The following is a 303-nucleotide window of genomic DNA, read 5'->3' as shown; positions in this document are numbered from 1 at the left end:
TAGATGTTCGGTCCCCCTGTGTGGTGGTACGACTGATGCCGCATGGAGGGACGCGCTATGGGACAGGTTCTCCAGGGCAGCGCCACGACGACTGAGACGGTCCGTCGGGCAATCCAAGCTCGTCAAGAGAGCGTGAGGGCCGCCGCCAAGCGCTACGGCATCAGCGCCACGACGGTGCAGAAGTGACGCTCACGCCAGACCAGCACCGATGCTCGGATGGGACCGAAGGAGCCCCGATCCAGCGTGCTTAGCTTGGAGGACGAGGCGGTCATCGTCGCTTTCCGCCGGCACACTCTGCTGCCG

Annotated in this window: 1 pseudogene; it reads left to right on the top strand. The window is 65.0% G+C overall.

What is annotated here, in order from left to right:
* Positions 1-57: 57 nt before the first annotated feature.
* Positions 58-303, top strand: a pseudogene (locus MFF58_RS32085) (IS481 family transposase); the annotation flags it as partial.

It is taken from the genome of Methylobacterium longum, from assembly GCF_022179385.1.
In the GTDB taxonomy this organism is placed as follows: domain Bacteria; phylum Pseudomonadota; class Alphaproteobacteria; order Rhizobiales; family Beijerinckiaceae; genus Methylobacterium; species Methylobacterium longum.
The sequence above is the reverse complement of the archived record's forward strand: the minus strand, read 5'-3'. Positions and strand labels throughout refer to the sequence as shown.